This is a genomic window from Bacillus sp. N12A5 (genome assembly GCF_026790125.1).
Lineage (GTDB): Bacteria > Bacillota > Bacilli > Bacillales > Bacillaceae > Bacillus.
Window position 1 is genome coordinate 58,309 of record NZ_JALAMR010000022.1, and the last position, 19,014, is coordinate 77,322.

The 19,014-nt window shown below is 38.6% G+C and carries 20 protein-coding genes and 2 pseudogenes; 11 read left to right on the forward strand and 11 right to left on the reverse strand.

The window, feature by feature from the left end:
- Positions 1-7: 7 nt before the first annotated feature.
- The gene (locus MOC09_RS19205) at positions 8-343 is read right to left on the reverse strand and encodes an ArsR/SmtB family transcription factor (protein WP_268371582.1); all 336 of its coding nucleotides are present in this window, start codon (positions 341-343) and stop codon (positions 8-10) included.
- A gap of 432 nt (positions 344-775) precedes the next feature.
- Positions 776-1,648 carry a YitT family protein gene (locus tag MOC09_RS19210; RefSeq protein WP_268358390.1) on the reverse strand — a complete coding sequence of 291 codons (873 nt, stop codon included), beginning with the start codon at positions 1,646-1,648 and terminating at the stop codon, positions 776-778.
- A gap of 381 nt (positions 1,649-2,029) precedes the next feature.
- On the opposite strand from MOC09_RS19210, the gene MOC09_RS19215 reads away from it, so the two are divergent.
- Positions 2,030-2,359: a winged helix-turn-helix transcriptional regulator gene (locus MOC09_RS19215; RefSeq protein WP_268358392.1), complete on the forward strand. Its 330-nt coding sequence runs from the start codon at positions 2,030-2,032 to the stop codon at positions 2,357-2,359.
- Positions 2,360-2,441: 82 nt separating this feature from the next.
- Positions 2,442-3,014, forward strand: coding sequence for an alpha/beta hydrolase (locus tag MOC09_RS19220; protein WP_268358394.1), 573 nt, complete (start codon positions 2,442-2,444; stop codon positions 3,012-3,014).
- Between the two features lie 59 nt (positions 3,015-3,073).
- Here the strand turns inward: MOC09_RS19220 and MOC09_RS19225 are convergent, their stop codons facing one another.
- Both MOC09_RS19225 and MOC09_RS19230 read right to left on the reverse strand, forming a co-directional pair.
- Positions 3,074-3,499, reverse strand: coding sequence for a MaoC family dehydratase (locus tag MOC09_RS19225; protein ID WP_268358395.1), 426 nt, complete (start codon positions 3,497-3,499; stop codon positions 3,074-3,076).
- 223 nt (positions 3,500-3,722) lie between these two features.
- On the reverse strand, positions 3,723-5,114 hold the full coding sequence (locus MOC09_RS19230) for a PLP-dependent aminotransferase family protein (protein WP_268371612.1): 1,392 nt from the start codon (positions 5,112-5,114) through the stop codon (positions 3,723-3,725).
- Between the two features lie 155 nt (positions 5,115-5,269).
- On the opposite strand from MOC09_RS19230, the gene MOC09_RS19235 reads away from it, so the two are divergent.
- Positions 5,270-6,133, forward strand: coding sequence for a DMT family transporter (locus MOC09_RS19235; protein ID WP_268371584.1), 864 nt, complete (start codon positions 5,270-5,272; stop codon positions 6,131-6,133).
- A gap of 115 nt (positions 6,134-6,248) precedes the next feature.
- On the opposite strand, the gene MOC09_RS19240 is transcribed toward MOC09_RS19235, so the two are convergent.
- Entirely contained in the window at positions 6,249-6,659 is a 411-nt protein-coding gene (locus tag MOC09_RS19240; protein ID WP_268358397.1) for an Lrp/AsnC family transcriptional regulator, read from the reverse strand.
- Positions 6,660-6,914: 255 nt separating this feature from the next.
- Between MOC09_RS19240 and MOC09_RS19245 the strand changes: the two genes are divergently transcribed.
- Positions 6,915-7,676, forward strand: a complete 762-nt coding sequence (locus MOC09_RS19245; protein ID WP_268358398.1) for an MBL fold metallo-hydrolase — start codon at positions 6,915-6,917, stop codon at positions 7,674-7,676.
- A 251-nt stretch (positions 7,677-7,927) separates the two neighbouring features.
- Here MOC09_RS19245 and MOC09_RS19250 read toward each other — a convergent pair.
- Positions 7,928-8,331 (reverse strand): annotated as a pseudogene (locus tag MOC09_RS19250) (class I SAM-dependent methyltransferase); the annotation flags it as partial.
- 92 nt (positions 8,332-8,423) lie between these two features.
- On the opposite strand from MOC09_RS19250, the gene MOC09_RS19255 reads away from it, so the two are divergent.
- Together MOC09_RS19255 and MOC09_RS19260 are read left to right on the forward strand one after the other, a co-directional pair.
- Positions 8,424-9,095, forward strand: coding sequence for a hypothetical protein (locus MOC09_RS19255; protein ID WP_268371586.1), 672 nt, complete (start codon positions 8,424-8,426; stop codon positions 9,093-9,095).
- 230 nt (positions 9,096-9,325) lie between these two features.
- Complete coding sequence (locus tag MOC09_RS19260) at positions 9,326-10,201, forward strand: AraC family transcriptional regulator (protein ID WP_268361590.1); 876 nt, start codon at positions 9,326-9,328, stop codon at positions 10,199-10,201.
- A gap of 196 nt (positions 10,202-10,397) precedes the next feature.
- Here MOC09_RS19260 and MOC09_RS19265 read toward each other — a convergent pair whose 3' ends face one another.
- Entirely contained in the window at positions 10,398-10,943 is a 546-nt protein-coding gene (locus MOC09_RS19265; RefSeq protein WP_268361588.1) for a TetR/AcrR family transcriptional regulator, read from the reverse strand.
- Positions 10,944-11,351: 408 nt separating this feature from the next.
- Between MOC09_RS19265 and MOC09_RS19270 the strand changes: the two genes are divergently transcribed.
- The gene (locus MOC09_RS19270; protein ID WP_268361586.1) at positions 11,352-11,627 is read left to right on the forward strand and encodes an HPr family phosphocarrier protein; all 276 of its coding nucleotides are present in this window, start codon (positions 11,352-11,354) and stop codon (positions 11,625-11,627) included.
- Positions 11,628-11,818: 191 nt separating this feature from the next.
- Here MOC09_RS19270 and MOC09_RS19275 read toward each other — a convergent pair whose 3' ends face one another.
- The 3 genes from MOC09_RS19275 to MOC09_RS19285 form a co-directional block, all read right to left on the reverse strand.
- A complete protein-coding gene (locus MOC09_RS19275) occupies positions 11,819-12,409 on the reverse strand; it encodes a YdeI/OmpD-associated family protein (RefSeq protein WP_268371588.1) in 591 nt (196 codons plus the stop codon).
- A gap of 289 nt (positions 12,410-12,698) precedes the next feature.
- Positions 12,699-13,073, reverse strand: coding sequence for a hypothetical protein (locus tag MOC09_RS19280; RefSeq protein WP_268361595.1), 375 nt, complete (start codon positions 13,071-13,073; stop codon positions 12,699-12,701).
- A gap of 539 nt (positions 13,074-13,612) precedes the next feature.
- Positions 13,613-14,563 carry an EamA family transporter gene (locus tag MOC09_RS19285; protein ID WP_268371590.1) on the reverse strand — a complete coding sequence of 317 codons (951 nt, stop codon included), beginning with the start codon at positions 14,561-14,563 and terminating at the stop codon, positions 13,613-13,615.
- Between the two features lie 113 nt (positions 14,564-14,676).
- On the opposite strand from MOC09_RS19285, the gene MOC09_RS19290 reads away from it, so the two are divergent.
- Both MOC09_RS19290 and MOC09_RS19295 read left to right on the forward strand, forming a co-directional pair.
- Positions 14,677-15,558 (forward strand): AraC family transcriptional regulator, encoded by an 882-nt coding sequence (locus MOC09_RS19290; protein ID WP_268361579.1) that lies wholly within the window; start codon positions 14,677-14,679, stop codon positions 15,556-15,558.
- Positions 15,559-15,972: 414 nt separating this feature from the next.
- Complete coding sequence (locus tag MOC09_RS19295) at positions 15,973-16,434, forward strand: CarD family transcriptional regulator (RefSeq protein ID WP_268361576.1); 462 nt, start codon at positions 15,973-15,975, stop codon at positions 16,432-16,434.
- A 613-nt stretch (positions 16,435-17,047) separates the two neighbouring features.
- Here MOC09_RS19295 and cspC read toward each other — a convergent pair.
- On the reverse strand, positions 17,048-17,248 hold the full coding sequence (cspC, locus tag MOC09_RS19300) for a cold shock protein CspC (protein ID WP_268361572.1): 201 nt from the start codon (positions 17,246-17,248) through the stop codon (positions 17,048-17,050).
- A gap of 298 nt (positions 17,249-17,546) precedes the next feature.
- Here cspC and MOC09_RS19305 point away from each other — a divergent pair.
- Positions 17,547-17,750 (forward strand): annotated as a pseudogene (locus MOC09_RS19305) (LysR substrate-binding domain-containing protein); the annotation flags it as partial.
- Between the two features lie 116 nt (positions 17,751-17,866).
- Positions 17,867-18,910, forward strand: coding sequence for a nitronate monooxygenase (locus tag MOC09_RS19310; protein ID WP_268371592.1), 1,044 nt, complete (start codon positions 17,867-17,869; stop codon positions 18,908-18,910).
- Positions 18,911-19,014 lie beyond the last annotated feature (104 nt).

The window sequence follows — 19,014 nt, forward strand, 5'->3', positions numbered from 1 at the left end:
TGCCTCCTTACTGGCAACACGCTTGAGTTTCCTTTTGTTTGATGTGAGTTAACCATTTGTCCTCCTGATCGATTTGCTGTAAAAGAAATTGCAATGTATCAAACTCAGGACATGATCTGTTTATTGAATAATAACGCCATTGCCCTCTTCTGTCCTCGTTCACAAATCCTGCGTTCTTTAATTTTCGCAAATGCTGGCTTATGGCGGGCTGGCTCATGTCGAACATATCAACCAATTGACAGACACAATATTCTTTTTCAAGAAATAATGTCATCATCATAAGCCTTGTTTGATCACTTAGTGTTTTTAAACAGCGAGTCATCGCAGCAACGTCAATCGTCATATGTACTCCTCCTTCACAAATCAATATATAACCAAATCGTCATCTATACGCCAAATGATTATACGTCTCTATATGCAGCGCTCCGTTTATCTTAAGTATCAAAACGCCGAAAACGAAAACCTGAGTATCTCCCCGCGTTTCCTTAGCCACTGCCATTATATAAGCTTTTATTTATATAAACAATCCCTTATATTTGGAACATCAAATATTTATAATTCCTTCATATCAACCTCCTGATGAGACCCCTACATTATTTACCGATATCCATTGTCAAAGCTGCTCCATTTACACATTAAAATTGAAACAGCATGTAAACTGGTAGATGAGACGGAAATGTCTTCAAACATAAAAATACCAAGAGCGCAAAACCCTTGGTATTTCTATGATACGACTCATGATGACATGTCCAAAATAGATGGTGGCGAAAATTTTCTAATGATTATTCAGGTTTCTAAAATTGCTGCCCTTTACCTCAGCGACGTCATATACGGTAACAAAGGCAGATTTATCGATATCATTAATAATTTCCTTTAGTTTGGTTTCTTCTAAGCGGTTGATGACACATGTGATTTCTTTAAATTTCTCGTGGGAAAACCCCCCGTAAGCTTCTTTATATGTTGCGCTTCGGCCCAATTGATCACGTATGGTCTCTACCATTAATTCAGGTTCGGAGGTAATAATTTGAAAGGTTTTAGAACCGCTTAAACCTTCCTCAACGACATGAATGACTTTGGAGGCAATGTAGTAAGCAATGACTGAAAGCAACGCCCCTTGCAAGCCAAATACTATGGATACAAAAATAAATACAAAAAGGTTTAAGAATAAGATAAGATCGCTCGTTCCAAATGGCAGTTTTCTGGATAATAGCACAGCAAGCATATCAATTCCATCTAACGCGCCGCCATTACGCAGCGCTAACCCCATTCCGAATCCAAGGATAATCCCGCCGACTACGGTGATTAACAAGGTATCTCCTTCAATGATAGCGGGTGTGTGGTGGAAAAAGCTTGTCCCCGCGGCAAGCGATATGATTCCGATAATGGATAATAACGCAAAGTTTTTCCCAATTTGCTTATATCCTAACCACACAAACGGAATGTTGATCACAGCAATCAGAATCCCCAGCGGCAGATTGAATAGTTGTGAACCAACGATGCTAAGACCAGTCACCCCTCCATCAGAGACACTGTTTGGAATGAGCACTGTTTCCAGTCCATATGCCGCTATAATTCCTCCGATCACAACCATAATGACTTGCAGAATCATTTTCGCTTTAGATTTTTTATGTTTTTTGACTGTATTCATACCATTCCTCATTTCTCAAATATTTCGTTATATTTAACTATACCATAATAGATATTTTCAGCTAAAAACATCGGTTTTTTCAAATAAAGTAATTAACAGTAAGATAACCCTCTTTGACTTATAACATTCAGTGTGCCATGCAGCCTGTTGAGCAATCGCCCTTTCAGTTCAGATTGTGGATCACGTCACAAATATCATGTGGTTCAAGCTCTGACAGATTAAGCTTCAGCCCTGGCCAATAACAAGCAAGATCCTTGGTTTCATGTTCGCAGCCGAGAGAACGTAAGCCGCCTCAGATTTACCCGCCAGGCCCCTCAAACTTCAACACCGAAATTCCTGATTTATTCTGTTATTATACTTAAAAAAGGAGGTTTGATTACAATGAATAGCCTATGCCGCAGTAAACAAGCCCCATTTGAATACACCTTATCTCTGATAGGAGGAAAATGGAAAATGAGAATTCTCTATGAGTTAGGGTGTGAAAAAACGATGAGATACGGCGAGCTGAAACGGGCTATGCCCTTCATCACCCATAAAATGTTAAGCGCACAGCTTAAGGAATTGCAAACCGACGGTCTTATTCATCGGTCTGAGGTTTCTCAAACCCCACTGAAAGTGGAGTATTCGTTGTCTGCCAGAGGGCTGTCTTTGTATCCCCTTATAGATGAAATGTGTAAGTGGGGAATGGCACAAGGAATGTCTCATAAGTAAAAGCCACTTACAAAAAAGTGCGTACTTGTTTCCCAAAGAGAGGAATTTTATACTGAATGAAAATAGTCGTTAGGAGAAAAAAATGACAAAACAAGTCTATATCATTCATGGCTACAGAGCATCCTCAACAAACCATTGGTTCCCTTGGCTGAAAAAACGTCTGCTCGCAGATGGGGTCAAAGCAGACATTTTAAATATGCCTCATCCGCACCAGCCAAGACTTGAGGATTGGCTGGATACACTCTCTTTTTATCTACACACTTTAGATGAAAATACGTATTTGGTTGCGCACAGCTTAGGATGCCCCGCCATCTTGAGATTTTTGGAACATATTCAATTACGTAAACAACTTGGCGGAATCATACTGGTTTCCGGCTTTGCCAAATCACTGCCTGCTTTAAAGATGTTAGATGAATTTACACAGGGATCGATTGATCATCAAAAAATCATCGAGTCCGCGAAGCACCGTGCTGTCATTGCTTCTAAGGATGACCAAATTGTGCCTTTCTCATGGAGCAAGGAACTGGCACAACAAATTGACGCTGCGTTATATGAAGTCCAGCACGGGGGTCATTTTCTAGAAGATGAGGGATTTACTTCTTTGCCTATTGTTTATGATGTGTTAACCTCTTATTTTTCAAAAGAAACTTGCTAAAATCCATCACCCATTAGCTTTTTGAATCGAGCCCGCTTTAGGAAAGCGGGCCTTATAAGTTATTGCTTCATCAATACCGATAACTCACCTTCAAAAACTTTTTCTTCTTTTTGATTATAAGTAGATAACAATACAGTGAGGATTCCCAATCCATTTCTCTTTGGCTGCTTATCAAGCACCTCAACGATGGTATGCAGTTCATCACCTGGATAAACGGGTTTTGTGAATGTCATATGATTCATTTCTGTTCCGGCAATCACATCGTCTCCATACAAACCTTCTTCAATCCAAAGCTTAAAAGAAATGGCCAGTGTTTGTATGCCAGAAGCAATAATTCCATTAAATCTGCCCTTACTCGCTTTTTCTTCATCTACATGCATATATTGAGGGTCAAATTCACTTGCAAACCGCATAATATCATCTTTTGTTAATGTTAAAGATTTCGTTTTGAATAGCTGACCGATTGTAAACTCATCTAACTTCATTCTTACACCTCTATTTTGTCATTTGTGTACTTGTTTATTGTATCACTGCGACATCAGCAAATAAAAAAATCTCACGTAAAGCTTCATCAATCGCCTGTCATCTGAAGTGTTACATCCAAAACTGATCAGGAGCTAGAGACTGAGGGCACTTATATCTTCAGTATTGTCATTCATAACTGTGGATATTTTAATAGCCATCATCCCCTAATGGCTTTCTGGCCTCTCATATCCTCCAGGCAGTTTTTAGTTTTTTGATGCCTTCTCGTATGTTGAATTCTGAAACTCCTGCAAATCCAAGTGAGACCCTTTTCGCAGGAGGATTGTTTTTATAAGAAAGTGAAACAGGGTAAATTTTCACCCCATGTTCCTTTGCCTTCTCAATCAACTCTTTTTCACTAAATGGCAAATAAACGTCAAGTAAGATACGAAGCCCAGAGTTTTCTCCGCGAATCCTGACATGCTTTCCCAGTTCTCTTTGTACAGCCTCTAATAAAGCGGCTCTTTTTTTCCGGTAAAGCTTTCTCATTCTGTTGATGTGTTTTTGCCACTCTCCGCTTTTTATAAAGTCAGCCAGCGTCAGCTGACTGTGGCAGGACACCGTTTGCTTATATAAGGACGTTATTTCATGGCCTTTTTTCAAAAGAGGCGAAGGAAGAATCATGTAGCTGATACGCAGCGAGGGAAGAAGAGACTTAGAAAAAGTGCCCATATAAATGACACGGTTTTGCTGGTCAAGCCCCTGCAAAGAAGAAACCGGCTGCCCTGTGTATCTAAATTCCCCATCATAATCATCCTCTATGATAAATGAATGACTTTCAGCCGCCCATTTGAGGAGCTCCATTCTTCTGTTAATCGTCATAATGGTTCCCAGCGTAAATTGATGGGAAGGCGTGACATATACAAGGTTCGGCTGCTGTTCTTTGATCTTCTGTATGCAGATTCCTTCATCATCAACCGGTATAGGAAGTATATTCATACGATTGGCTTCAAAAATCTTGCGTGCTCTTGGATAACCGGGATCCTCATATCCTATGGAAATATTCGGTTCAAAAACTTGGCACAAAATTTGCAGAAGAATAGGATTGCCGGCACCTATGATGACTTGTTCAGGGACACAATGGACACCGCGTGATTGATACAGGTACTCCGCAATGAGTGTTCTTAGTGCAAACTCTCCTAAAGCATCTCCCGGCCGATAAAGCTCGTCGCCATATTGGTCTAAGCTATTGACCATGCTTCTTCGCCAGGCGGAAAAAGGAAAGTAAGAAGAATCTACATTTCCATAGTGAAAATCAATCCATTGTTTATTTTCTTGAACTTTTTCTTTAAAAGGTGATGCGCTCGGCATTTTATGATAGGCAACATCAGAATCATGATAGTCAGCAAACCATCCGCTTCTTGGCTTGCTCACGATATAGCCCTCAGCCGCAAGCTGTTCATACGCACGTTCTACAGTCGTTTGACTGATGGAAAGCTGACTCGCCAGGATTCTTTTTGAAGGGAGCTTCATTCCTTTTTGAATACGCCCTTGATGCATGTTTTCTTTGAAATACCGATAAAGCTGCTGATAAAGCGGAATATCCAGGTTTCTATTCAAAAAAGGCGTGATATCCATTTGCACGTTTTTCTCCTAACTGGTATGCATTTATTTATGAAAACTGGCTGTTTATAAAAGGCCGATTTCAGTTTATAGTCATTGTAATCCTTAGATACTGGTTTTGTTAAGAACATCCAGATCATGAAAAAGAAATATATTTGGAGTGATTGCAATTGAACAAAACAACAAATGGCTGGATAAATGGTTTTATAGGCGTACTCATTTTCAGCGGCTCGCTGCCAGCGACCCGCTTGGCTGTGGCGGACTTCGACCCATTGTTCCTCACCGTGTGCCGTGCTGCAATAGCTGGTGTATTGGCTGGATGTCTCCTACTCATCTTCCGGCAGCAGCATCCTGCCAAAAGAGACATCATTTCACTGTTGGTAGTGGCGCTCGGCGTGGTGATCGGTTTCCCTTTGCTGACAGCCTTAGCGCTTCAGTATGTCACATCCGCTCATGCGATTGTCTTCATTGGGCTTCTTCCGCTTGCGACAGCGATCTTCGGCGTACTGCGCGGAGGGGAACGCCCCCGGCCGGTCTTCTGGATATTCTCAGCTGCTGGCAGCTTGCTAGTGGCAGGCTTCGCCCTGATTCAGGGGGGAGGTTCATCTCCGCTTGGCGACGCATACATGCTGGCTTCTATCGTTGTTTGCGGTCTTGGTTATGCAGAAGGGGCCAGGCTTTCTAGACGTCTCGGCTATTGGCAGGTGATCTCTTGGGCACTCGTTCTCTCGCTTCCTCTTATGCTGCCATTGTCGTTCTATTTTACGCCGGACTCATGGTCGTCTATTGGCGTTTCTGCGCTGCTCAGTCTTGCCTATGTCTCCTTATTCAGCATGCTGATCGGCTTCGTGTTTTGGTATCGGGGTCTTGCCCAAGGCGGAATTGCGTCAGTCGGACAGCTGCAGCTTCTCCAGCCTTTCTTTGGGCTCTTGCTAGCCTCAGTGATTCTGCACGAGAAAGTAGGCTGGGCACTCGTGGCAGTGAATATCGCCGTTATCATGTGCGTAGCAGGGGCTCGGCGATTTGCAAAGTAAGACAGACTATAAAAGAAGGCATGAAAAATACCAAGGGTCTGCAGCCCTTGGTATTTGATGTGGCCGAGAGGGTTTAGACCTCACATATTATTTAGCTTTGAAAGAGAAAGAGCCTCTATTTGTTAATGACAATCGATAATTTATAATTGACATGCTTGTTTAATTCCACTAAAAATTGATCTAACATTTCATGAGACGGAAATCTGCATTCAAGAAGATAACAGCCATCCCCGCTAATTTTATAATTATTGAGTACATATTCCGCTTGTGTTTTGATAAATGACAAATATGGCTGATGATGGGTGCTTTTTGTATAGATGTTAAGCAAAGCATGTATATAACACCCTAATTTCACTTGGTTCACTTTAATGGTGTATCCCTCAATTACACCGTTGTCTTCTAATTTGGCAACCCTCGAGGCGGCTGCTTGCCCTGTTAAATGAACTTTCTCGCCTAATTCCTTCATTGTAATGCGGCTATTCTTAGACAACTCTTTCAATATTTGCATGTCCGTGTGATCTAACATGAAATCAAGTCCCTTCAATATGATGAAAATAAAACCATCCTGTACATCAGCTCCTAAAAAGGTGCAGCCTTGTACATGACTATAAAATCCGTTTCTTTCACCGTGTTTCAATTACCCCGATTATACCTTAGTGACAATGGATCCAAAATACTTTCAAAAATCAAGTCAATCGACAGAAAGACTTGATTTGTTCCATGTATTTATTCAGCAGCTGTATGTAGACTATACACATATGTAAGAAAAGGAGTTTTGCACATGAACATTCAACAAATTCGTAATGCCACACTTGTTGTCGAATATGCAGGCAAAACGTTTTTAATAGACCCTATGTTAGCTGATAAAGGGGCTTACCCTCCATTCCCAAATGCGCCAAGACAGGACCAAAACAACCCTTTAGTTGAGCTGCCAACATCTGTCGACAATTTGATTCAAGACATTGATGCTGTGATTGTTACCCATCTGCACCTCGACCATTGGGATGAGGCAGCTAAAGAGCTATTGCCAAAAGGGATCAAATTGTTCTCCCAAAATGAAGAGGATGCTACAGAAATGCGAAATGCCGGTTTCAAAAATGTCGAAGTGTTAACAAAAGATACAATCTTTGAAGGCATTCAACTGATAAAAACTAAAGGCGAACACGGAAGAGGAGAAATTCTAAAACTGGCAGGTCTTGTATGCGGTGTCGTCTTCAAACACCAAAGTGAGAAAACGTTATATATCGCCGGAGATACTGTCTGGTACGATGCAGTTCGGGAAGAGATTGATACACATCAGCCAGACATCATTGTAGTGAACGGCGGAGATAATCAATTCTATGAAGGCGGTTCTCTTGTCATGGGTAAAGAAGATATCTATGAAACGTATAAGGCTGCTCCAAAAGCAAACATTATTGTGAGCCACATGGAGGCTGTCAACCATTGGGGATTATCAAGAGAAGAATTAAAGTCCTTTATTCATGAAAAAGGAATCTCCTCACGTGTCTTCGTGCCTGAAGATGGCGAATCATATTCATTTTAAATGTTTATTTCAGGATATAAGATGTCATGATGTCCGTTGAAACAATAAAGAATTAGGTTAAATGATTGAACAGACATTCTTATGTTGATGTGGCATGACATTCTCCATCAGCTTGGTGTTCCTGCCTAAAAAGCTAATGAGTGACATAAGAGATGATTTTACTTAGTGATCAAGCATTGGCTTGGTCTCTTTTTTTATTTTTCCTTAGAATGATGGTATTGATAGCATATCTAGCTTAGAACAACCAAACTTAGTTTCTGCAAAGGAAGACCGGAAACCACATAGTCTGTATAAGGTATACCATATTCCTTAAAATAACGACTGCCTTCTTCGGCAGATCCACTGATAATGAATACATTTTTTCGTCTTTAAATTTTTCTTTCAAGATTAAATAAAATGCGTTATTTTGTTCAACTAATAACATAATCGTCTTTGGATTTCGTTTTTCAAGCAGTTTTTTTGTAAATACACCTGTGCCTGGTCCATATTCGACAGTGTAATTGGCTGTCTTAAAATCAATTTCCTCCATCATTTTATCTCCTAGAAGCCTTGAACGCGGAAGGATGGCACCAACAGTTCTTGGATGACCTATATATTGAAATAAGAATAACAGCCGGTCTTTTAGAATCGATTTCCAAAATCGTTTCCTCTTCATTTTTCAAAAAGATATATCTATTACATGGTAATATTTAGATGCATACAGCTTTATATGAAGCTGCAACCGAGTGAATGGAGAGGAATGAAAAAATGAAGAAACTCAGCAAAATACTTTATTTTCATGTTGCCCTGCTGCTTGCCTTATTGCTTGCTGGATGTTCGGACAGTAAGCACGAAGAAGCAAAACAACCTTCAAATCATGATTCTGATGTACTATCTGATGAAATGAGCAACAAGATGGAAGACAGCACCAAAATAGGCAAAGATGAATCGGAGCCAGCGTCAGGATCAGAAGAATCCTCAACGGATGAATCAAATCAAACCTCTTCAGAAAAAGAAAAAAACGAGGAGAAAGGTGAAGAAGATCATGTATTGGCAGCATATCCTTCTGAGAAAATTGAATATGCTCGAGTGTGGCTACAGCTTGGAGCAAATCAAGAGATAGATGAATTGAATGTTCGACACATTTCAGCCGGTGAACCAATCAACCCAAATGATGATACCAGTGCCAGTTATCCAGAAGATATCATCCAATTAGCAGGTTCTCGATTAGTGGATGGATCAATAACTTATAGCGGCAATGGGGATGGCACGATTAACGTATACAATGTTCCTTTACGCTGGGATTCCGCTCATCATTTAGATCAAGGCGTAATGCGTGAAGTGACTGAAAATATCATCAAAAACACAAAAAAAGTATATGTTGATACAGGCGACGATGAGAAAGTAAAGCAGCTCATTGATATGATGTCGATTCATTAATGCTACAGAGAAGACTTGAACCTCCCGGGTTATTCTAGCAGGCTCTCAATAAAGAGGAAGCATATGATCAGTTAGAAAAACGTTTATAGTCATTTCAATGCCTATTTTATATTCATTTCGGGCACAAAATGGGCACTGTTTTAGGTTAAGTTATCCTGCAAAACTGTGCACAGAAAGTCGGGTAGATATATTTCACCCCTGTTATTCTTTTGTTAAAGGAGGTCAAACAAATGGATTTGCTAAAAAGCATGAATGGAGCATTAGAGTATATTGAAGAAAATCTTACTAATGAAATTGATTTTAAAGAAGCTGCAAAGCTTGCTTTCTGCTCTGAATATCATTTAAAAAGAATGTTTTCCTTCCTTGCAGGTATTACATTATCGGAATATATCCGCCGCAGACGTCTTACTCTTGCAGCTTTTGAACTTAAAGATAGCAGCGTAAAGGTGATTGACATTGCAATCAAGTATGGTTATCACTCACCGGATTCTTTTGCACGGGCATTTCAACATTTGCACGGCATAAAACCATCAGAAGCCAGGCGTAATGGCCATTCACTTAAAGCTTATCCGCGCATGACCTTCCAGTTATCCATCAAAGGAGGAAGTGAAATGAACTTTCGCATTGAAGAAAAAGAGGCCTTTCGCATCGTTGGCATAAAGAAAAGGGTCCCTATTATTTTCAAAGGGGTTAATCCGGAGATTGCATCTATGTGGGAAAGTTTAGATGAAGTAGCAATCAATCAGCTTAAAAACCTATCGAATGTAGCCCCTTTGGGTCTGATTAGTGCATCCACGAACTTTTCTGAAGATCGGTTAGAGGGAAAAGGAGAGCTTGATCACTATATTGGCGCAGCCACAACAAAACAATGTCCACATCATCTCTCACAGCTTGAAGTTCCTGCCTCAACATGGGCTGTATTCGAAGCGGCCGGACCATTTCCGGAAACACTGCAAGAAGTATGGGGACGCATTTATTCCGAATGGTTTCCATCTTCAAATTATGAACAAATAGAAGGTCCAGAAATCCTCTGGAACGAGCATAAGGATGTAACATCACCCTCTTTTAAAAGTGAAATATGGATACCGATTTCAAAAAAGCAATAAGTTTAACAGATGAAGATTCTATATGAATGTAAAACATACCAATATTCATTATTTGGTATGTTTTTATTATGCAAGCTCCTAACATTGTGCAGGCTGTTTTCAACCGCAATAATAAAACGGTCTGGGGCATGTTTGATCATCCCCATCCATCTCATTGGCTTCTGAATGAAATGAAGGATTCTGATCGCAGGTTAAATTATACAATCCTCTCTAACAATTCCCCCACTCTTTCTGCCATGATACGAGGTGGATACGGCATTTCATTTTTTAACCACCATTCGACGACGCCTACATATGCATTTGCAGCAAATTCAACAATGACATCTTCACTTTGGCCCTGATTTTTTCCTTTCGTTATATCGACATCTTTCTTGAACTCTTCGATATTAAACTTAAGGAACTGACTGCGAAAATATCGCGCTCCCTCACTTGCCAACATCGTTGAAAAGAATAAATAATTTCTCTCTAGGTATTCCATACAGTGTATCGTCGATTCAATCCAATCCATTTCAGCTGCTGATTCGCAAAAATCCCCCATATTGTTTATATGCTCTTCCATAATCTTATCTAAGAGATCAAATTTATCTAAGTAATGAAGATAAATGGTTCCTCGATTAACATTTGCTCTATCAGCAATATCCTTAATGGTTATGTGATCAAAACTTTTTTCAGTCATCAGCTCAATCAGAGCCCTCTTAATCGCTTCTTGGCTTTTGGTTATTCTTCTATCCACTTTGGACATAGCTGGTCACCTAACTTTCCTAAGATAATCAACAATTTAGTTTGAAACGTTGAATAATCAACGAATTGCATGAATTTGACCATTGTACACACTATTTTTCTATTTACAATAATAAACAACTGCTGATTTATTAATCAACACTGCTTGTCCTTTTTCAAATGAAGTCACTGTCCAATTTAGTACAAAAAATTTTGCACACAAAATGAGAAAGGGTGTATGTCAACTTGCTTATTTGGGCGCACGGTCTCCACATAGCGGCGGTACTTGTCATGCTTTTATCCCCATCCGCGGCAGACAGCCTGGCGCGGGACTAAACTTTTCCTCAGAGCGACAAGGCGTCCCATTTTGGGATAAACCTGATAGCGGATATGGTATGTCCCCTTTCTTAATAAACCTATGAGGTGAAGAATGATTAAAAAACAGTTTACGATCATGAAGGAAACAGGATTTGCAAGACCAGCAACCTTGTTAGTAAGTTTATCGCATCGATTTAGATCAGATATTTTTCTTGAATACCGAGGGAAAACTGTCAACCTAAAACACTCGCATAAGTCCGTCATGGACATTATGGACTTAGGAATTAAACCTGGACACCAAATATATATAATGGCTAATGGAGCTGACGAAGCGCAGGCTATACAATTCATTAAAGATTATTTAATAAAAAAAGAGTATGTACAGTAAACTTGATGTCCCCTGAAAACATAACAGTGTGGATACATATAAGCGCCGTAATTATTATTTACACTCCACTAAGAATGTAAATTAAAAAACATACCAATATCATTTGGTATGTTTCCTGTTTAGGTAGACTTTTCGCATTGATTGATTTGAGATTTCCCGCATTTTACTTAGCCCCTTTGTATAGCCGAATTCTAATCCTTTAATCCCTTTCCATCGAGAATGTTTTGCACATATTTTTCAACTCTGGACTCTCGGGTTTTGGATTGTTTGGCTTGAGAAAAATAGAGAATGTACGCTCTTTGCCGTCCCGGGGTCAATGCTTCAAAAGCTGTTTTCAAGTCAGGGATTTCATCAAATTTATGTTGAAGCTCTTCAGGAATAATGAATTCTATATTCTTTTTCTCCACTTTCAAACCGGCTTTTTCAACTTCAATGGCTTCATGAATATAGGCTTTCAAAATGGTTTCCATTTCATCTATTTCCTGAACATTGGTGAACCGAATCTGGCGCGCCCCCTGTACATTCTCCGTTTGTTGGATAAGAATCTCATGGGGATCCTTCAACAAGGCACCTTTGTGAAACAGAAGCGCACAATATTCTTTAAACCCATGTATTAAAACGATATTTTTATTATTATATGTGTAACAAGGATGCATCCACTTAAACTCTTCAGTCAGCCCACAGTCAAGAGTGATGGTTCTCAACTTCTCAAATTCTTTCTTCCACTTTTTTGCTTTACTTAAAAAATCATCAACCTTCGGATTTGTTTTGCTGTTTGTCATGAAGGAATTCCCCTCTTTCCAGGCGTTAAGACTTACTGGTTCGTCGTACATTTACGTAATGAACACTAATGAAGTCCAGCCAATTTATTTTTGACATCACAGTATTTATTTTATTCGTCTAGAGGTTCTGCTTATTATTCAATAGATTAAGCCTAAAGCGGAGATGATGCAACAAAAAAAACATCAAGGGCTATATTCAAGTCCGCAACATAAAAAGAGAAGGCCGCTATAGCCCTCTCACCTAGTTTTATTACATCACTGTCTACTTGACAAAGCAGCAATTCTATTATTATGTAAGTTTTTTATTCTTGCCAACGCATAAGGTTACGACAACACTCGCTATACTGACTAAAGTTCCAGCAATAGAAAAAAGGATTGTCAAAAAGCCATTAGGGATAAGAAATCCAATTGGTATGAGCCCCAGAAAAGTTAAAACGATAAAACATTGGTATACTCCAGATATGATTCTTACAACCCAGTTGCCAAAAAAGGACATGGCTAATGGAGGGATGAATAAAAAAACTACTATGCCAATTGAAATCAATAAGATAATTGGCTGATCAAATGAAATGACGTTATTTCCAGGAGAATCTTTAGCAGCTACTAGCACAACAGCGATAGATATCATAAGCGTTAAACAAACCAGACAAAACCTTTTTAACAATGTTATAACTCCTTTACCTAAAGAGCGGGTAGTCCTGCCTTTTTTAAATCCGATAACCATTTTATGTTACTCAACAAAAGAATATGCAGTAAGTATCACAGCTATAAGTAATCTTGATCAAATCCCATATACCAAAGTGCATCTTTAAATCGATTTAAAGATGTATCTCATATGCAGTTAAATGACACGTTTAGATCCTTTATCTAACAACATAACAAAATTTATGGAATATAGGCAATCCAGAACCTATTGTTTTATATGGTATCCTCCATCCTACATTCTTCTACTCGATCCCTTTTGGTGTACTTCACATGCTATGTGCCAACAATCTTTTCAGAATTGGGTGTATACCCTTTTAACACAGTCTGGCTTATCTTTACTTTCGCGAGACCATTCTACTACCGGATGGTAATAACGACTAAGGAAATGGCTGACTAACTTTTAAAGATAGGTGAAAAAAACACCAAAGGCCTATAACTCTTGGTATTATCGCTTAACCCTTCACCTACTGGGCCTTAATAAAGTATCTTATTTATCTTTTATAAATTATTATTTGCATGATTTCCAATAGATTTTTCACTCTGAATAGAAGGTCCTTTATGTAAAGCCAATATCAGAGTGATTCCTATAATACATACAGCACCAATCCATTGAAAATAGCCATATGGTTCCTTTAGCCAAACAACAGTTGTTATAACTGCTGATAGCGGCTCTAAGCTGCCTAGCAGGCTTGTTTCTTTAGGTGAAAGGCTTTCCAGGCTTTTGATGAAGAACCAGAACGCAATCATTGTTCCAAACAATATAACAAATAAAATGTATGCATATGCCTCGGCTGTTAAGAATTGAAAATCCAGTTGCCATGGCGGATGGATAAAGCTTAATGCAAAACCGCCAATAACCATAGCCCAACCTACCACAACAAGAGAATCAAATTTGATTAATAAACCAACAGCATATAAAGTATAAAAAGCTGCCGCGAATCCTGATAAGATTCCCCATACTACTGCTATTTCTGGTACTGAAAGTTGAGAAATTGAACCATTTGTTAGCAGAAAAAAGCACCCGGCCAAAGCAAGCAATACTGTTATGATATCCTGTTTAGTAAGAACAGTTCGTTTTCGCAAAAGCGAATAGATGATGACGATGACTGGGGATAAATATTGTAATAACGTAGCAACGGCAGCATTCCCATGTTGAATGGATGCCATATATGTGTACTGCACAGCAAGCATTCCCAATAAACCAAAAATAAGAAGCTGACAAGCTGACGCTTTGTTTTTCCAAATCCCAATAACCTGAGACCGTTCCTTTCTGAACAATTGGAGCATTAAGAGTAGCATTCCAGCCGTAAGCAAGCGTGTCGTTACAAGCCAATTGACATCAATTTGATATTCTTGAAAAAGCTTTTTCGCTACTGTACCTCCAATTCCCCAACATGTCGCCCCTGTGATTACATAGAACAATCCCATTCCTCTTTTGGAAGTATTCATACCTGACTCCTCACTAATAAATATAATAATAGTGTTATAATAAATGTGAACCCTTATAAAAAATACTCAAATCGAACGAAAAAATATAAATATATTGAGGTGAGAATGCCCAAATGAAAAGTTTTTTGATTGATCAGAGTTTAAAAGAATTAACAGAACACCGAACGGTAGAATTACCGGTTGCCTGTTACGAGACAAGGATCAATCAAAATATAAATGGCTATATACCGCTTCATTGGCATGACGAAATTCAATTTGTTTTGATACTAAAAGGGGTGGCGGTCTTTCAAATAAATGAAGAAAAAGTAGTGGTACAAGAAGGAGATGGATTATTTATCAACAGTGGCTGCCTGCACATGGCAGAAGAAAAGGATCACTCGGATTGTACGTATATTTGCTTAAATGTTTCACCCCATTTCGTTTTATCTCAAGAGCTGTATCCAAACTATGTTCAGCCCTATATGTTTTCAACTAATTTATCTTATTTATGTTTGGATGGAAACCAACATTGGGCAAAAAACATTCTACAAGCTGTTAAAAAAATAAATCAACTGGTTCAACAAAGGACATCGCTCTATGAGATTGACATTACCATGCAATTAACTGTAATGTGGAAAAACTTAGTCTTAAATGGCTTTCAATTAGAGTACGATCAATCTGAAATGATAAAAAGTCACCGAATGAAACAAATGTTAAACTGGATCCATCACCATTATGCTGAAAAAATCACACTAGAGGACATTGCAAAAGCTGGCCAACTGAGCCGTTCTGAGTGCTGCCGCTATTTTAAACGAATGCTGAATAAAACGCCGTTACGTTATGTCCTGGATTATAGAATCCAAAAAAGCTTATTGTTACTGCAACACCCGGACACCAATGTGACAGAAGTGTCTTATCAAGTTGGATTTAACAGTACCAGTTATTTTATAAGCAAATTTCAACAAGCGATGAAAATGACACCATTGTCATATAAAAAAATTCATGTGAAGCAGTAATTCATAAGGTTTATTCTACTATTAATAAAGGGAGTCCCTGTGAATGGTGCTCCCTTCTAATGTATAAATTGTGGTCATCTCTCGGTAGCAAAATGTCAAACGTCAGCAAACCTTTTCTGTCCACATTAAGTGCCCTTGGTATCGTTGATGCGGCCGAGAGGACTCGAATCCTCCAAGGATGATTGGCTCACTACACTAGGCCCTCAACATTCTAAAACCAATCACTCGTGATGAGAGCTTATTTTCTAGTTGGAGAATCCGACACGACGTTCCCTAATATTAAATAGTTTTTGCTTGATATGATTTTGAAAAAGTGATTGACAAATAAAAATTCATCATGTTATTATTAAAATTTTGATAATTCGCCTACATGTATGATAATCTAAAGAGGGTACAATATATGGAGGTGGATTAATGTTTCAAATTGGCGATAATATTGTTTATCCAATGCACGGAGCCGGTATAATTGAAGCCATAGAAGAAAAAGAATTCTTAGAGGAAAAACAACAGTATTATGTCATAAAAATGTCAATCAGTAAGATGACAGTTATGATACCAACGCGTAACATATTAAGTTCAAAAATACGGCCAGTTACTGATATACTTGCTTTAAAACACATTATCCACATTTATCAGCATGGAGAATCAGATAAGTTACTGCCGTGGAAACAAAGGTATAAAGTAAACACAGACAAAATAAAAACGGGTGAAATACAAGAAGGCGCTGAAGTTGTACGTGATTTAATGCGTATGAAAAAAGAAAAAGCACTTAATGCAAGCGAAAAAAAAATGCTCGATAACGCATATGAATTTTTAATTAGTGAACTGGAAGTAATTAAAGGAATCACTGAAAATCAAATAAAAAGTTTCTGTTAAGGTTAATTACAGGTCATGAAAAAGATCCTGAATTAAACAGATTATGATGATTAAAAAGGAAATCATTCAACTTTACTTTTAGAACATTACCCTCTATGTCCTACAACTCTTATTATTAGAATTTCTTCCTGCGAACTTTTAAAGTTTTATCAAATTGTTAAGCCAAACCTGATTCTCACTGGCACGGACAAGGAGCCGTAAGGATGGGAGAGAGGCAGGGCTTTCATTGCTTTAGGTATCTCTAAGTGATTATTTCCAGAAAATAATCAATCAATTTCCCCTCTATCTATAAGAATTTCTTAAATTCACTGCGACATCAATTGTTATCTTCTTTTCATAAAAAAAGATCTGAAAGTTGTAACATATCGTCAACATAAAAAGAATTTTTCACGTGTAGTTGTATTCGAAAAGAACATAAACAATTTATATACATTCCGCATATAGTCAATCCATTATGTTATACTGTAAACAAACCTTTGACGTTTTAAATCTTTTTCTATTACCTTGTACATGCCCCTACTCGAATGTTGAGTAGGGTTTTTTATTGAGTATTATACAGAGGACATAAAAAAACAGGCCCTATAAAGAGCCTGTTTGTATAAACGATTAAAGATTAAGCAATTTTTACGTTAGCAGCTTGAGCCCCACGAGCACCCTGTTCAACGTCAAACGTTACTTTTTGACCTTCGTCTAAAGATTTGAAACCGTCACTTTGGATTGCAGAGAAGTGTACGAATACATCGTCTCCATTTTCACGTTCGATGAAGCCAAAACCCTTTTCTGCATTAAACCATTTAACTGTACCTTGTTCCATTTTTGTTGCCTCCTAGTGCGTTACCACACATTGTGTTACTATCCTTGCCCAAAGTATCATCAAGACGAAAAGTCAATATTCATACTATCCTTTACACCGAACAAAAATAATTCTTCTCTATTATAACAGCAATCGGAAATAATTGCGAATTAATATTATCATTTTATTTTGTAATTATTTGTTCAATTTTCAGGTAAGCGAATAAGACTCCAATCTCAATTGGAAAAAGGTAAATTCAATTAATAAGAAATAGTGGTCCTGTAGTTTTAATTGTTTTAGGAGAGGTAACGAATATTAAATTATTGGCTGTGTTAGCGCCGGCTTGGGTATTTCACTGCTGCCTCGTTCAATTATTGCCGCGCATGAAGAACAAGGCCGCATCCGCAGCCATGCGATCTCTGACAAATATTCTCTAGTAACAACTATGTTTATTAGACGAAAGGACACTTTAATTACACCTGCTTTATCTGCTTTTTTAACGATTATAAGGGAGCATTTTTAGAAAAACATGAATTGACAAATAGAAGGAAAACGATATATTTAAGCGAATACGAGTCTTTGACTAAAATTGAAAATAATCTTTTTTTCAAAATTCATGTCTTAACGGGGGGATTCGGTATGAATGAATTTATGAAGAGGTTTTCCTTAACAAAACCAATTATTCAAGCTCCAATGGCTGGCGGTATTACAAAGCCGCGACTGGCAGCTGCCGTTTCGAATCAAGATGCTCTCGGCAGTTTAGCATCGGGATATCTTACGCCAGAATTACTAGAGCAACAACTGAAAGAAATGTTTGAGCTGACAGACTCTCCTTTTCAAGTGAATGTATTTGTTCCGTTAGGTCTAGAAATGCCGTCAGAAGATCAAATAGACTCGTGGAAAAAAAACATACCGTTAGCTGATCAAGTAAATCAATTCACATCTGTGCAGGAAGAGTGGGATGACTTCTACCAAAAAATCGATATGATTTTAAGATACAAGGTAAAGGCTTGCTCCTTCACTTTTGATCTGCCGCCAGAAGACGCTGTAAAGGAGCTAAAGACTTCAGGTTGCTGTTTAATTGGAACCGCTTCAACAGTAGAGGAAGCATTGTTAATGGAAGAACGGGGAATGGATATAGTAGTCCTTCAAGGAAGTGAAGCCGGCGGACATCGCGGAGCATTCTTGCCTTCCAAAGGTGAGTCTGCCGTGGGTTTAATGGCTTTGATCCCACAAGCAGCAGATGCACTGAGCGTACCAGTCATAGCTGCTGGGGGCATAATAGACCATAGAGGAGTAAAAGCAGCTTTAACCCTTGGAGCTCAAGGCGTACAAATCGGATCTGCCTTTTTAATTTGTCACGAAAGCAACGCCCATCCAGTGCATAAACAGAAAATACTAGAAGCAAACGAAGCAGATACAAAGCTTACGACATTATTTTCAGGTAAAGAGGCCAGAGGAATCGTAAATAAATGGATGGAGGAAAAAGAACAGTTTGAGACACAAACCCTTCCGTATCCATATCAAAATACACTAACGAAGGCAATGAGACAGCAGGCTTCACTTCAAAATAACCATGATCAGATGTCATTATGGGCTGGGCAAGGAATACGATCATTGACTGAGGAAATGTCGGTTAAGCAGCTTTTACATAAGCTTTGCCCAGAGGATATAAAAATATAGGTGCATCTCATTGTTGATATAGCAAAAAAGCAAACTTCGATATGTAGTTTGCTTTTTCTTCGTGATTTCTCACTCTGAATCGTGAAACCTAGCCGATATCAGGA

Coding starts and splice junctions, on each gene's coding strand:
- MOC09_RS19205 (WP_268371582.1), bottom strand. CDS start 343: ATGACGATTGACGTTGCTGCGATGACTCGCTGTTTAAAAACACTAAGT.
- MOC09_RS19210 (WP_268358390.1), bottom strand. CDS start 1,648: ATGAATACAGTCAAAAAACATAAAAAATCTAAAGCGAAAATGATTCTG.
- MOC09_RS19215 (WP_268358392.1), top strand. CDS start 2,030: ATGAATAGCCTATGCCGCAGTAAACAAGCCCCATTTGAATACACCTTA.
- MOC09_RS19220 (WP_268358394.1), top strand. CDS start 2,442: ATGACAAAACAAGTCTATATCATTCATGGCTACAGAGCATCCTCAACA.
- MOC09_RS19225 (WP_268358395.1), bottom strand. CDS start 3,499: ATGAAGTTAGATGAGTTTACAATCGGTCAGCTATTCAAAACGAAATCT.
- MOC09_RS19230 (WP_268371612.1), bottom strand. CDS start 5,114: ATGGATATCACGCCTTTTTTGAATAGAAACCTGGATATTCCGCTTTAT.
- MOC09_RS19240 (WP_268358397.1), bottom strand. CDS start 6,659: ATGTTAGATCACACGGACATGCAAATATTGAAAGAGTTGTCTAAGAAT.
- MOC09_RS19245 (WP_268358398.1), top strand. CDS start 6,915: ATGAACATTCAACAAATTCGTAATGCCACACTTGTTGTCGAATATGCA.
- MOC09_RS19255 (WP_268371586.1), top strand. CDS start 8,424: ATGAAGAAACTCAGCAAAATACTTTATTTTCATGTTGCCCTGCTGCTT.
- MOC09_RS19260 (WP_268361590.1), top strand. CDS start 9,326: ATGGATTTGCTAAAAAGCATGAATGGAGCATTAGAGTATATTGAAGAA.
- MOC09_RS19265 (WP_268361588.1), bottom strand. CDS start 10,943: ATGTCCAAAGTGGATAGAAGAATAACCAAAAGCCAAGAAGCGATTAAG.
- MOC09_RS19270 (WP_268361586.1), top strand. CDS start 11,352: ATGATTAAAAAACAGTTTACGATCATGAAGGAAACAGGATTTGCAAGA.
- MOC09_RS19275 (WP_268371588.1), bottom strand. CDS start 12,409: ATGACAAACAGCAAAACAAATCCGAAGGTTGATGATTTTTTAAGTAAA.
- MOC09_RS19285 (WP_268371590.1), bottom strand. CDS start 14,563: ATGAATACTTCCAAAAGAGGAATGGGATTGTTCTATGTAATCACAGGG.
- MOC09_RS19290 (WP_268361579.1), top strand. CDS start 14,677: ATGAAAAGTTTTTTGATTGATCAGAGTTTAAAAGAATTAACAGAACAC.
- MOC09_RS19295 (WP_268361576.1), top strand. CDS start 15,973: ATGTTTCAAATTGGCGATAATATTGTTTATCCAATGCACGGAGCCGGT.
- cspC (WP_268361572.1), bottom strand. CDS start 17,248: ATGGAACAAGGTACAGTTAAATGGTTTAATGCAGAAAAGGGTTTTGGC.
- MOC09_RS19310 (WP_268371592.1), top strand. CDS start 17,867: ATGAATGAATTTATGAAGAGGTTTTCCTTAACAAAACCAATTATTCAA.